The organism is Fluviicola sp., from assembly GCF_029266855.1.
GTDB lineage: Bacteria > Bacteroidota > Bacteroidia > Flavobacteriales_D > Crocinitomicaceae > Fluviicola.
This window is the reverse complement of sequence record NZ_JAQSWB010000004.1, coordinates 221,419-235,913: the sequence shown is the minus strand read 5'-3', so window position 1 is coordinate 235,913 and position 14,495 is coordinate 221,419. Positions and strand designations below refer to the sequence as shown.

Sequence of the window (14,495 nt, the reverse complement as noted above, 5' to 3'; positions counted from 1 at the left end):
AGCACAACACTTAAAACGTTAGTACTTTAGCATGATGCACGCTGTACGGGTTGGACTTCTATTGCTAAGCAGTATATTTTGTTGGGTTCATAGCTGGACACAGGAAAGCGCGTACCGTCAAAAAACCATTCCAGCAAGCGGAAATACCATACAGCTGGATTCCTTAAGTATTGCACCGAACTCAATCATAGTGCGATGTGGCGGCGAAATCATTTTACCCTATAATTACCTCATTGATTACGCAAAAGGAACCTTCCGCTTGTTTCAATCCTGCTCCGATGAGGTAACTGTTTCTTACCGTGTTTTACCCTTTTCATTCGCCAAAAGCTATCAGCTAAGGGATACCAATATTATTTATACACAGAATAAAGGCGATCGGGAGAAATACCTGATTACACCAGGCGTAGAACCTTTGGATCTTATGGGAGCAAACGGACTTCGAAAATCAGGAAGCATCTCAAGAGGAATCACTTTTGGAAACAGGCAGGATTTGTCCGTAAACTCATCACTGAACCTGGAATTGTCCGGGTATATTGCCCCCAACCTTCAGGTGCTGGCTTCGGTAACCGATGATAATCTACCCATCCAGCCGGAAGGAAACACCAACAAACTGCAGGAATTTGACCAGGTTTTTATCCAGCTTTTCAACGACCAGTTCAAACTTACAGCCGGTGATTTTTGGATCAGTAAACCGGACGGCTACTTTTTAACTTACAAGAAAAGAGGACAAGGTCTTACCGGAGAGTATTTCTGGAAGAAGGATAAAACGGGAACAATAAAAACCCAGCTCAGCGGGGCTTTATCGAAAGGAAAATTCAACCGGCAAATTATCCAGGGAGTGGAAGGAAACCAGGGGCCTTATCGCCTGAGAGGAAATGAAAATGAACCGTATATCATTGTTCTTTCCGGAACGGAGCGAGTGTATATCGATGGCAGACAATTAAGCCGTGGTCAGGAATACGATTATGTGATTGATTACAACACTTCGGAGCTGACATTTACGGCCAGGAACCTGATCACCAAAGATATCCGTATCGTTGTAGAGTTCCAGTATTCGGACCAGAATTATGCACGATCACTTTTTCAGTTTTCAACCGCAGCGCAAAGTAAAAAACTGGATTGGTGGATAAATGCCTATTCGGAACAGGATGCAAAGAACCAACCCTTACAGCAAAACCTCACAAACGATCAGAAATTACTTTTATCCGAGATTGGGGACAGCTTGGAGTTGGCACGTTATTCGGTAATTGATTCTGTGGGTTACTCTGAAAACCTGGTGATGTATCAAATGGTCGATTCACTTGGGTATGATAGTGTTTTAGTAGCTTCTGTCAATCAAAGCCTGGCTTATTACAAAGCACAATTTTCATATGTAGGTCCGGGAAAAGGGAATTATGTCTTTGAAAAGTTCAACGCGATCGGGCGTGTGTACAAATGGGTGCAGCCGGTTGGAGGTATTTCCGTAGGAGATTACGCGCCGGTTTCATTATTGATCACTCCAAAAAAACAACAGTTGTTTACCGCCGGGGCTACTTATCGCTTCAATGAAAAACTCAAAGTCACAACCGAACTTGGGATGAGCGGCTACGATCTGAATACCTTTTCTTCGCTCGACCGCTTTGATGACCGGGGATATTCCATGCGCACAAAAGTCGAACATACCAATCCGTTTGGAAAGGATTCTATTCCCGCCTGGAGCTGGAAGAAGCAAGTTGAGATCGAAATGCTAGATCCTTATTTCAAACCGATTGAACAATACAGAGCTGTGGAGTTTGATCGCGACTGGAATACACGGAGTAGAAGTTATACCGGAAACCAGGTTTTGACCACATTGGGAACGAGTATTGAGAACAGGAATTATGGAAAGATCGGGATCAATGCACAGCAGTATAAGATCGGTTCAGACTTTTCCGGATTAAGGACTCAACTGATCACGTCCTGGAAACAACAGGGTTATAATGTGAATATTGATGCAAGCTTTTTGAGCGCGAAGAATGAAAATACCAATCAATTTCTGCGGCACAGGGCTGATATCTCCAAGCAAATTAAGAAGGTGAGGATTGGTTTCAAAGATGATCAGGAATTGAACCGCTTTATGCAAGGCGATACTCTATTGAATCTTCAGTCTTATAGTTTCTTTGATTACCAGGGATATGTTGCTTTAGGAGATACTTCCTCGGGTGAATTATTGTTAAGTTACCGCGAACGTATTGATGGAAGATCAGACAGTACACGCTTGCGGAATGCCGCAAAGGCTAGGACAATTCGTGCCGAGTGGACGAAAAATAATTGGAAAAACCAGCGCCTATACCTGGTTGCAAACTACCGCGAATTGAAAATACTGGATACGACCTTAATAACCCAGGCACCCGAAAACACCACAAACGGAAGAATTGATCACGATATTAAATTCTGGAAAGGGGCAGTGAATTTGACAACGTTTTACGAAGTTGGTGCAGGTTTGGAGCAGAAAAAGGAATTTATTTATATCAAAGTAAATGACGGACAGGGAGTTTATACCTGGAATGATTATAATGGTGATGAAATTAAGGATCTGAATGAATTTGAAATTGCGGCATACGCTGATCAGGCAAGTTATATCCGTGTATTTACACCGTCAAACGATTATATAAAGACTTATTCCAATGAGTACAATCAGTCGCTTACTTTGCGCCCGGAGCGTGTGTGGGCGAATAGCACAGGGGTAAGGAAGTTGTTGGCCCGCTTTTCCACTCAAACACGTTTCAGGTTGCAGCGAAAGACCAATGTGTTTGGCGGAGCAAGAGCATACAATCCTTTTGTGGGAAGTATTGATGACAATTCATTGATAAGTACTGCAAACGTTATTAAAAACACCTTGTATTTCAACCGGACGAACAATGTTGGGGGTGGTGATTACAGTTATGAAAGTTCAAAAACAAAAACCTTACTGGCAACAGGTTTTGACGGAAGGACAAAGGAATCTCATGAGTTCAACGGAAGGATAACCATCCTGAAAAAATTCAGTGTTCAGTCACAATTTGAAACAGGATTGAAAACGTCTTCGGTAGATTACACCACGGGTCGGAACTATCGTTTGCATTATTGGCAGCTGAAACCTTCCTTGATTTATCAGCCGAACACATCGCTTCGTTTTAGTTTGGACGGACGCGTGATCAAGAAGAAAAACGAAGAAAATCTGGGAGGTGAGCAGGCTGATATATACGACATCGGTGTAACCGGAAAATACAATCAAACGCAAAAAGGAAGTTTACAGGGACAGTTCAATGTCATTCGGATTGCATTCAGAGGAGATTCGAATACACCTTTGGGATTTGAGTTGTTGGAAGCCCTGAAACCGGGAGTAAACTACGTTTGGAACTTAGGTTACCAGCGTTCATTATCCAAAAACCTGCAAATCTCCGTTCAGTACAACGGGAGAAAAAGCGAAGGGAACAAAGTCATCCATGCCGGTGGAATGGAAGTGAAAGCATTTTTTTAAAACGGTTGCCTTCGACTACCATTGACGCTTCGGTCAAGGTTTTCAACGCTCAGTCCCTTTTAATTTTTGAATCACAATCAAAGGTCATTGAGCGGAGTTGAAATGCCGTCCCACAAAAAAGGCCTTCCAAAATGAAAGACCTTTTCGTAAAAATTTTATGTCGAACGATTAATGCTCTTTTTCTTCTTTCGGGAAACCGGCAATCATTTTTTCGTAATCACCCAATAAAGCTTCTGCATCTGTGCGTTTACCGCGGGCAATATCAGCAGCATTGGCGTTTCCGTCTTTTTTAGCTTTCTCTTCTTCGGCTTTAAACTTCTCAATTGAATTACTTAAATTATCTCTTAAGTATCCGATGTACTGGGGCATAAACATTTGTGTGTACATTCCGCCGGTTTTGTATTCACTTTCGAAGATTGGCAGCGTACGTCTTTGAATTTTCGGTTCCTGGCGGGAAGCAAAGAAAGTCATTGAGTTCATCACACCTATTTTGTCGAATCCTTGTAATACATTCGATTTGAAGATACGCTCGTAATAAGTTATTTGATCTGCATCTCCGTATTTTGCATAGATCATTGAAATACCTGCCTGCATTTTACCTGAAGGCTCATCTTCCAGTTTTTTGGCAGCTTCCAATGCAGCTTTGCTGTTCACTTTGGAAAGCTGAAGCAATGCAGCGCTGATTACAGCATAGGATTGATCTTTTTGAATGCTTTCAGTACAGATTTGCTCCAGTTCCGGACCGGAGATCATTCCTGCCAGTGAAGTGATTGCAGCCGCACGAACAGCAGATACCGAATCGGAACTTGCCATTTGTTTCAGACGATTGATAGCAGCAGTTTTACTGTCACTTCCCATTTTTCCTATTTTCTCAATTGCCGTAGAACGGATATCCCAGAAAGGATCTTTCAATGCTTCCTGTGCAACTCTATTTGCCTCGGGAGAACTGGAAGGAATTTTTTGCAATGCATTTTTTCTGTGGATATAATGTTTCGAGTTATTCCATTGGAAAGCATACCAGGAAACATCTTTTTTCTCTTCCATTTTACATAAAAGCATTGCTTCGGAATCAAAGATTACATTCTTTACTGTTCCCTGAGTTGGGATGCTTACGGTTGTAGATTCATCATTGAACCAGTGACGGGAAGTAGTTGCTCCGCGGTCATCGTAAACAGTTATATCAACCGGTAATTTAAACAAACCGAACTCTTTCTTTTGTTTTTGATTTACGGTAATGGAAACGGTATTCGCAGCTAAGTCTGTGCTATAGGAAACATCCAGTGTGGGATGTCCCTTGCCCTGATACCATTGATTAAAGAACCAATTCAGGTCTTCGCCACTTACTTCTTCAAAAGCGAGTCTCAACTGGTGGAATTCAGCAGCTTTAAACTGGTTTTGTCTTAGGTAGTTCTTCAGACCCAGGAAGAATGCATCATCTCCTATGTATTTGCGAAGCATGTGCAAGATCCGGCCGCCTTTGTTGTAAGAATGCCCGTCGAACATATCTTCTCTCGAGTTGTAATCGAACCAAACGAGGTTGTGGTAGCCACCCTGATCTGCCGATGCAAAATAACCTGCCGCTTCCTGTAAAGCCTGGAATTCTGCTTCATCCAAGCCATGACGGTGCTCATCCCATAGGAATTGAGAATAGTTCGCAAAAGATTCGTTCAGGGTTAAGTTCGACCAGGATTCACAAGTTACCAAATCACCGAACCAATGGTGGAATAATTCATGTGCAATCGTGGAATTATCATTTTCATCCAGTAATTCGCGTTTCGTTTTGTAAGCATATTCTCCGAAAATAACGGCTCCTGTATTTTCCATTGCCCCGGAAACGTAGTCTCTTACAATGATTTGTGAGTATTTATCCCATGGGTATTCAACTCCAAGAAGCTGAGAGAAGAAACCGATCATAGCCGGTGTTTCTCCGAAAATAGCTTTTGCATCTTTCTCCCATTCCGGCTCCACATAATAGTTTACTTCCATGTTCGTTCCGTCGGGGCGCTTGTATGTATCTTTTACTACTTTGAATTCCCCTACACCCATCATGAATAAGTAAGGTGCGTGAGGTAATTCCTGTTTCCAGTAATCTGTTCGTGTACCGTCAGCATTTTTTGTAGAGCTCACCAATTTTCCATTGGAAAGAGTAGCATATTTATCCTGAACGGTGATATAAATCTCCTGTTTTGTTTTAGAGTTCGGTGAATCAATAGTAGGAAACCATACGGAGTTCGATTCTGTTTCACCTTGTGTCCAGATCTGAGGCATTTTACCTGCTTCTTCTCCACGTGGGTTAATAAAGTAAAGACCTTTATCACTTGTGATTGCATTCGAACCACCTGTTTTGCGCTCGTCCGGTTTTGCGATGTAATCAATTACGACTGTAAAGCTTTCATCGCGGGTATATTTTTTATCCAGCTGAATGGTGAGTACATCGTCTTTGTATTCGTATTGACAAGTTTTACCGGCCATCGATACACCTTTGATCTCCATTCCCTTTGCGTCAAGGATCAGTTGATTGGATGCATAGTAATGCGGTTTTGCCTGCAGCGTTTCTTTACCGATCAGCCATGATTTCGTCCAATCGAAGGAAACCTCTAATTTCGTATTGATCAAATCCGTCAATACGGTTCTGGATGCATGATATACTGTGGGCTTATCTTGCTTCGATTCATCAACCGCAACTACTGCACTTGCCTTTGATTCGTTACTTTGGCTTGCTGCATGGTCAGTGTCAGAATGTTTAGGTTGACAAGCTACTAAGACAAGAGCAACCAAATAGTATATTTTCTTCATTTTCGGGCGAATATGATTCGTAAATATTTTGAAGAGCAAATATAGGAAACTATGCTTTTTTTACAAGGTTTTTCTAGATGAATGGCCAAATAGTTCGTATTATTGTCGCAAAATTCTTACAGATGGAAACAGCTAATTGGACATCGGACGGAGAAGTCCTTCATGCTAACAGAGATGGGGTTCATATTCGTTGGGAAGACCAGCAGTTTTTTACAATTACTTATAAGGGAAAAAAATTCCGTGGTGAGGTTATGTCAAACCGCATGGAAGAAGGCTTATTGACCCTGAAATTGAATCACAGGGTGTTTGAAGTAAAGAAGGGTGGACCTCTTGATGAACTAATCGCTTCTCTCGGAATGGACAAGCCGAAATTGCGCAAACTGAAGCAATTGAAAGCTCCGATGCCTGGAAGAGTTGTGAGCGTTGCTGTTACAGTTGGTCAATCAATTGAAGTGGGTGATCCTTTACTTACTTTGGAAGCAATGAAAATGGAAAATGTGCTCAAAGCAGAAGGTGTGGGAGTTGTTAAATCCATTGCTGTCAATCCGCAGGATGTGGTAGACAAAGGAGGCTTACTGATCGAATTCGAGTAGTTTCTGTGAAGCTTAGACAGATATTTCTTACGATATACCTCAAAATAAAAACGGCTCCAAAAGGAGCCGTTAGTCGTATATTATATATGTCTTTTAATTTTTTTGCATTGTAAATGCCTTTTGAATGATAGAAGGATAAACCGCGCCGAACTCCTTCATACACCATTCCCTTAAATGTTGAATTTCTTCTGAGTTAGACATCCATTTAATTGCTTTAGACAATTCTTTCTGGAATAAGAGTGGGTCAAAACTTACCCGAACCAGGATTTTTTTCGTCAGTTCAAACATGGGGTTCTGTTTAATAATTTCATCTAATATAACGAACCCTTTTCTTATTTGGTATTTGGAAAATGTTAAAAGTTCTTCACAAAAAAAGCGTGTGCCCGTAACAACCAGACACACGCTACTTTATAGTAAATGTTAAATTTTAAAGCAGGTGTTTTTCGATCACCTGGTAGATTTCTTCTGTCGTTTTGTCGTAAACATAAATGTACAATTTCATGTTGTCTGCATTGTACTGAGCCGGTAATTGATAGGAGTAACTCACAAAGTATTTTCCATTTGTTCCCAGGTCGCTTGCAGTCAAAACTTTCCCAAAAGTTCGCCCGTCAATAGTGCCTCTGAATATATCGCGGTGAATGTAATCTTCATCTTTTCCGTCGGGATCCATACTTGTCGGTACTAATTGTGGAGCAATTAATGAATCTTCAACCAAACAAACAACAACAGCTAAGTCTGAAGTAATAGATGCATCAATTTTATCTACTTCCGTATGCAGGAACAAACCGCGGGTAGAAGGGAAGTAATTGCTTACAGCTTGAATATTGATACGAATTGAACTTGCCAAACAAGTGTTGGTTTTATTCGCAATTGCAGCACCTGCATTCGAGGTAAACTGATTATTTGCTTTGGTTCTGTTTACACAAAATGCAGGATTCCCCAAAAAAGTAGATCCTGGAATATCCTGTCCGAAATGCTTCCCGGTTTCAATTCCGGCATCGCTGTAAAGAACAGTCGGGTATTCGGAAGAAGTTACCTGGAAACCCGTCAATCCGGTAGGTCCGGCATGAATAGCCAAACCAAATATATGCTCCGGATTTGTAGCGATTAATTGTTCCATGTTTGCTGTTGAAGCCGGACAATTCACGCACTGATGACCTGTAAAATCCTCGATCAATACATTGCGTTGTGTATTCGAGTTAGCCGTAAACGTTGGCCACAAACCTTGGGCAACATAATGAGCGGAATCCCCGTCCGGGTATAAACTCCAATCCAGGGTAGTTGATACCGGATTTGTTGGATAGGCATTTCTAACCTTGTCGCAAGAAGCGATTACGGTTGCCAGGACAGCTGTAAAAATTAAGATCTTTTTCATGTTCTAAACCTGTTTAATTAGAAACTTTGCGTTAACGAAACGGTCAAACCATTCGATGCCGGTACGAAACGACATACACCACCTACACAGAATAAGCCTGCACGCTGTCTACCGTAATTCAAAGTTATGCGGGTTGCATCTTTTATCCAACCGAATGATCCGATTGCATAATGTACGCGCAAGTCTTTATGTGGATTCCCATAATTGTATTGATCCATGAATCCCAGGAACCAATTAGGTGAAATGTTGTACTCTAAAACAACCGTTACCCAATCTCCTTTGTCCTCTGAAGTACGATAGTTGAAACCTGCCATTTTTTTATTGGCAGTGAATAGAGCTTGCACTTCAGCACGAATACTGTGTTTTTTATTGATCTTCCATCCGGCTTCCAAAACCCCGATGTGGGAGCTAATCATACCAGTTGCATCTTCCGTAATTTTGGAGACATCATTGTTAATGATAATATTGAAATAAGAGGCAATCAAGTAGAAATTTTTATTGAGTTTGAATGTCACATTTGCGTTGATATCCTGCCAAAGTAAACTGTCAGACAAATCATACGGATTCCCTTTATACATTACACGTGTCGAATCTCCCGGTAAGCCGAAGCCAGAATAATGTCTCATGGGCAAATAGGCCGTGGAATAATTCACGTTGACCGGAATTCCATATTTCCCGCCACCCTTTCCTTTTGGAATGGTATAAAGGACTTCTGCCTGGAAAGCTACTTCTCCCAGAGGTTGTGTAGCGTAAGGATACAGTGTTGCAACTAAATTATAGGTATGTGTTTTGTTCATCGCCGGAAGGTAGTTGATGAACAGATCGGCCAAACCTTTGGTTCTGTCTGAACGGTAACTCATATTATCTACCGATTTTGCGGCTAATGAGATTCCCAATCCTTTACGTGAATAACCCAAATTGATCAAAGCTGAATGGCCGGTATTATAAATGTATCCATTGTCCTCACTTGGGTCGTTATCTTTATGAGTATACTCACCGCTCAATGTAAATTTCTTGTAGCGTAAACCGAGCCTTCCGCTGTAAGCAGCAACGTTTTCAGGAAGGATGTATAAATCGTTATCATCTTTTTGGTATTTGCTCACAAAAGCACCTCCGATTGTAACATCCAAACCGCTTGAATCTAACCTGGGCGCTAATTCATTGAGATGAAGCTGTAAATCAATTCCGCGGGTCACACCACTCGATTTATCGACTCTTCCGCCTTGGAAAGCATAACGCTGGTTCCCGTAAACTCCTTTTAACTGAATTCCTTTATAAGGTCTGAGGATTACACGGGCACCGTCCATCGCATTATCGTAACCTAAATTTCGGTCTTCATAAGCCCTAAATATAGTTCCCGCACCAAACTGCTCGTAAAAGTTCCCGAGAGTTACATCTATATAATTGTTCGACCAGCCTACATAGCGCATACCGATTCCGGTACCGTCAAAACGATTCGGGTATCCATTGATTCGCGGCAGGTATGATTCAAAACGGGCACCCGCCTTAAAATGAGATCCGGAATAAAAGACATTCATATACGAATTCAACAAACCTCTTTCTGCCGGTTGGGTTGCACCGATTAATGGGTCAGCGTTTAAATACTGGAAGGTAGCTTCCATATTCCCGGTGATGTTCCCCAATAAATTCGATTGTCCGAGTGCTGTAAGCGACCCGGACAATGCGCAGATTCCTAAAATCCAGTTTTTCATCTATAAAGCAGTACTTATTTGTTGACTAATTTTTTGATCTCTTCGTACAACTTCTCTTCATCTCCGGGAGCGTAGTTGTTATGAGAATAAACAATATTTCCTTTTTGGTCGATCAGGAATGTATGAGGGACGTTGTTTACTCCCATTGCACGTTTGAAATCTCCGTTCGGATCCATTAATACTAAATATTCCCATCCTTTTCCGTCAACATAAACAGGAACCTGAGCCTTTGTTTTTTCGTCATCGATCGTAACCGCAACAAGGTTAACTCCTGTTTCCTCTTGCCAGTCTGTGTATAATTCATGAATAGTGTTTAGTTCGCGTTTGCATGGTGAACACCAGGTAGCCCAAAATGAAATAACAACAGGGCCTTTAAAACCTAATTCAGCAGTGTTAACCGCTTTGCCATTCATGTCTACTAATTTTACAGAGGGAAGTTGTTTTACAACTAAAGGTTCGTGGTCTTGAGCCATTGATAAAGTAGAAACAACAAGTCCTAACAATAAGAACGCAATTTTTTTCATAGTTTAAATTTTAGCTTGCACAGTTCAAGTTTCGTGCCGAATCCCAAAGATACCTTTTCCTTAACACAATTTTAAACATGTGTTATCCAAGACTCTTGTATTCCTAAAAAATGTTAAGCTAAGCATAGAAATTGTAATCCTAACATCTGAGAAATCTTCTGCTATTTAACCGTTTACTTGTAAAAACAAGCACTTAAATCAAAAACGGGCCAATATTCGATTCTTTCGTATTGTTTTTTTGGCAAATAAATTGTATTCTTACGAATTAATAGCGTGACCAAGCATCTTGTTTGTGAAGAATAGCTATTATATATTTGTAAAAACTAGAAGCTCAAGATATGAAAAAAATATACTCTCTATTAAGCATTGCTTTATTAACTGCTGCGGTTTCGACTGCACAGGTTGACATAAAGCAATATGAAACCGGTTCTGCAAGTGGTCCTAATTTAAACGGTACAACAATTACTAAGGTAGCAAGCGAGGATGAGTTGGTAGTGATTGACCTTGCGGTTATCAATAAGTTCGGATCAGACAAACTTTTAAGAATTACAAGAGATAAATTTGTCGACGTGCCTGCTTGGTCTATAGCTCACACTCCTCCTGAAGCGATTTGCTGGGGTCCTGTTCCGGATCCAAACTTTGAAGGGCTTTGTTCGCAACCAAACTCAGATCCATGGACTACTTCAAATGATTTTACTTTGGTTAATAATGGACTTGCTCAATTGAAGTTTGACATTCACACAGATGGTCCTGGAAGTATTCATTATCGTCTTTATATAGTAGATGGTTCTGCCAAAGTAGACTCTGTAGATGTTATTGTTACAACAGTTTTGGGAATCAAGGATCAGAAAAACGAAGAAATCACCATGTCTATTTATCCGAACCCGGTAAGTTCTTTATTGTCTGTTACTGCTCAGGGCTTGGATGGAAACTTTGATCTTAAAATGACAGACGTATTAGGCAAAGTAGTTTACAACGAATCTGTTGTTGGAGCTTCTAAGAAGGTAGATGTAAGTGATTTTAAAAATGGAGTTTACTTAGTTACGGTTCTTGAGAAAGGAAGGGTTGTTCAAACAAGAAGAGTGGTAATTAAGCACTAAGATACTTTAGAAATACAGAAAAGCCGGGATGAAAATTCCGGCTTTTTTTGTTGTATATACATTTCTCAACACCCATTATCCGGGATGGTGCTATAGAAATAATAAAACTGTTTTTTGGTCTAATAAAGCTATTTACAGCCAGATGAATGAATCCAATCCGTAACAAGTCTTATTTTAATTCCCTCCAATCCAAGTATGCATGCTAATTAACTACGTGTGGTTGCTGTTTAATGATTGAAAAACTTCAGTTGAAGTTAATCACAATGAATACGGTATTTCCTTAATCTAACTTTTACATTATCCTTGTTTAATCAATCTGAATCGGGATAAACTACTTTGTCTTGAATCACGATTCAGTCAATATTGCTTTAATAGACAGAAAATAAGTTGTTGCCCAAAGGGAAATCGTGCACCAGAATCGCATCATTAAATCTTTTTAATGATGATTGGGAAAACTCTTTGGATCTTCATTTTCTTTTCAAAACAGAAGCAAAACAAAGGTCTTTCACTTTTCTCAATACCTAATACCTCACAATAATCTACAAATACCCGTATAAAAGCGACTCATTAACTGGATATTTGGTCAAAATAGTCATTTAGGATTCAAATAGAATTCTTTTTTTGTTAGTGATTTAAGATTAAAGCAATCAATGGAAGACAATGTTTTTAGCAATTTAAAAAGCTTTGTAACTAACCATATTTCAATCGCATAATCGGCTAAAATCCACTTATTAAAACCGATAAGGACTGAATAATCAAACAAATAATCGCCTAGTGATGTTAAATTTGTTTAGGCTTCATTGATTAGTCACAGTAAAATCACCCAACTATAAAGTTTTGAGGATTGCGAAAGAAATAAAACTTGTGTGTTAATGCTGCTTTTAACATTTCAATAATCCATTGTTTTTTTAGCTCTAACGTTTTAGATACCAAGAAGAAAATAATTTAACTTTAGCCAAATTATAAAATCAAAAAACCATGAAAAAAATTTTACTATTGTTTGGTTCATTCGCTCTTTTAGGTGCTTCTTATGCACAGCAGCGATTTATTCTTGCTGAAAGTTTTTCACAAGCTTCTTGTGGTCCATGTGCATCTCAAAATCCGGCGTTTAAAGCTTTAATTGACGCAAATGCAAGTAAGATTGTAGCGATCAAATATCAAACTAGCTGGCCAGGTGTGGATCCAATGAATGCACAGAACGCTACTGAAATAGGTAATCGAGTATCTTATTACGGTATATCCGGAGTTCCTGATAGAATAATGGATGGGACAAATATGACTGTTACTCAAGGTGCAATCGATTCACGATATGCTGTGGCTTCGCCTGTAAGTATGACAATTTCTCATTCATTTGATCCAGGATACGCAACTGTTGATGTTACTGTAACTATTACAGCACCAAATGTTTGGAATCCGTCAAATACTGTATTGCAGTTAGCAATGGTTGAAAGAGAAATCACTTTTGAAAGTGCTCCGGGATCAAATGGGGAAACTGAATTTCACGATGTAATGCGCAAAATGGTTCCTAATACTTCCGGAACACCTGTTGTTGCATCCAATTTTAGTAGTGCTAACGGAACTCAAACATTTACATTTAACGATGTTCCGGTTCCTTCTTACATTTATAAGATTACTGAACTAGGTTTTATTGCTTGGGTTCAAGACAATACTACAAAAGAAGTTCACCAAGCTGGAGTTTCCGAGCCACTTTTATTGCCTGACTTCGCAGAGATCTCAGACTTAAATGCATCAGACTTTAGCTGTGCTGCAGATCTTTCAGGTGCAGTTGCTGTATTATCAAATGTTGGAAACAACGTGATTACATCTGCTACGGTTAATTACAAAATTGATGCAGGAACTGTTCAAACAGCTCCGTTCTCAGGATCTATTGCTGTAGGTGGAACTGCAAACTTTAACATTCCTACCACTGCTGTAACTTCAGGATCACATACATTGACTACGTACTTAACGAACATCAATGGATCTGGAAGCACTACGCCAATGGGTACAACTACAACTACTTTTTCAAGAATTAGTGCTGCTGGTACAACTGGAAACTTCTCACAAGATTTTGCAAGTTCAGCATTCCCATATGCTAATTACTCAGTTTACTCAGCAACAGATAAAAACTGGGCACGTGTAGCTGCAAATACAGGAAGTGCTAAATATGACAACTATAATGTTGCTGCAGGTAACAAAGGAAACATGATCCTTGCTCCTGTAGACCTTTCTTCAATCTCAAATAAAACGATGACATTTGATGTGGCATACCGCCAATATGCAAGTGAGAATGATAAGTTGGAAGTATTCGTTTCAACAGATTGTGGATCAACTTGGACATCAGTATATGCTAAGCAAGGTTCAACATTGTCAACTGGAGCTGCAACTACTAGTGCTTTCACTCCTACTGCTGCTTCTGATTGGAGAAATGAGTCAGTAAGTTTAACTCCTTATGGAACTGCAAATAAACTTTTCGTTAAGTTTGAAGCTACATCAGCGTATGGTAATAATCTGTATGTTGACAAAATTAACATCGGAGGAGGAACTGCTTCAATCAATGAAGCTTCTGCTGAAATCGCTATGTCTGTTTACCCTAATCCTGCTTCAGAAATTGTAAACGTTAGCTTCGAAGGTACAGGTGCAGATTACTCAATCTCTATCTTGGATGTTTCAGGACGTACAGTTGCAACTCAGGTTGTTACTGCTTCCGGAGCAACAACTGTTGAAATGCCGATTAACAACTTGCAAGCTGGAAACTACTTTGTTTCAGTTGCTAACGGAACTTCAACTTACACTCAAAAATTGATGGTGAAGTAATTCACAAATAATAAATTGGGAAAGCCCCGGCAATAAATGCCGGGGCTTTCTTTTTATACGAAGTTTTGGTGCTCTTGTATTAAGATTTATTAACTTT

Annotated in this window: 9 protein-coding genes; 4 read left to right on the top strand and 5 right to left on the bottom strand. The window is 40.0% G+C overall.

What is annotated here, in order from left to right:
* Positions 1 to 31: 31 nt before the first annotated feature.
* On the top strand, positions 32 to 3,481 hold the full coding sequence (locus K0S23_RS11265) for a hypothetical protein (RefSeq protein ID WP_300357264.1): 3,450 nt from the start codon (positions 32 to 34) through the stop codon (positions 3,479 to 3,481).
* A 168-nt stretch (positions 3,482 to 3,649) separates the two neighbouring features.
* On the opposite strand, the gene K0S23_RS11260 is transcribed toward K0S23_RS11265, so the two are convergent.
* Entirely contained in the window at positions 3,650 to 6,277 is a 2,628-nt protein-coding gene (locus tag K0S23_RS11260; RefSeq protein ID WP_300357262.1) for a M1 family metallopeptidase, read from the bottom strand.
* A gap of 122 nt (positions 6,278 to 6,399) precedes the next feature.
* Between K0S23_RS11260 and K0S23_RS11255 the strand changes: the two genes are divergently transcribed.
* On the top strand, positions 6,400 to 6,870 hold the full coding sequence (locus tag K0S23_RS11255) for a biotin/lipoyl-containing protein (RefSeq protein ID WP_300357259.1): 471 nt from the start codon (positions 6,400 to 6,402) through the stop codon (positions 6,868 to 6,870).
* Positions 6,871 to 6,963: 93 nt separating this feature from the next.
* Here K0S23_RS11255 and K0S23_RS11250 read toward each other — a convergent pair whose 3' ends face one another.
* The 4 genes from K0S23_RS11250 to K0S23_RS11235 all read right to left on the bottom strand — a co-directional run bounded on the left by K0S23_RS11250 (position 6,964) and on the right by K0S23_RS11235 (position 10,481).
* Positions 6,964 to 7,158 (bottom strand): hypothetical protein, encoded by a 195-nt coding sequence (locus tag K0S23_RS11250; RefSeq protein ID WP_300357257.1) that lies wholly within the window; start codon positions 7,156 to 7,158, stop codon positions 6,964 to 6,966.
* A 139-nt stretch (positions 7,159 to 7,297) separates the two neighbouring features.
* Positions 7,298 to 8,245: an Omp28-related outer membrane protein gene (locus tag K0S23_RS11245; protein ID WP_300357254.1), complete on the bottom strand. Its 948-nt coding sequence runs from the start codon at positions 8,243 to 8,245 to the stop codon at positions 7,298 to 7,300.
* Between the two features lie 17 nt (positions 8,246 to 8,262).
* Complete coding sequence (locus K0S23_RS11240; RefSeq protein WP_300357252.1) at positions 8,263 to 9,957, bottom strand: DUF6029 family protein; 1,695 nt, start codon at positions 9,955 to 9,957, stop codon at positions 8,263 to 8,265.
* A gap of 14 nt (positions 9,958 to 9,971) precedes the next feature.
* Positions 9,972 to 10,481: a TlpA disulfide reductase family protein gene (locus K0S23_RS11235; RefSeq protein ID WP_300357249.1), complete on the bottom strand. Its 510-nt coding sequence runs from the start codon at positions 10,479 to 10,481 to the stop codon at positions 9,972 to 9,974.
* Positions 10,482 to 10,819: 338 nt separating this feature from the next.
* On the opposite strand from K0S23_RS11235, the gene K0S23_RS11230 reads away from it, so the two are divergent.
* Both K0S23_RS11230 and K0S23_RS11225 read left to right on the top strand, forming a co-directional pair.
* On the top strand, positions 10,820 to 11,581 hold the full coding sequence (locus K0S23_RS11230; protein ID WP_300357247.1) for a T9SS type A sorting domain-containing protein: 762 nt from the start codon (positions 10,820 to 10,822) through the stop codon (positions 11,579 to 11,581).
* Positions 11,582 to 12,559: 978 nt separating this feature from the next.
* Positions 12,560 to 14,398 carry a T9SS type A sorting domain-containing protein gene (locus K0S23_RS11225; protein ID WP_300357245.1) on the top strand — a complete coding sequence of 613 codons (1,839 nt, stop codon included), beginning with the start codon at positions 12,560 to 12,562 and terminating at the stop codon, positions 14,396 to 14,398.
* The last annotated feature ends 97 nt before the right edge of the window (positions 14,399 to 14,495 follow it).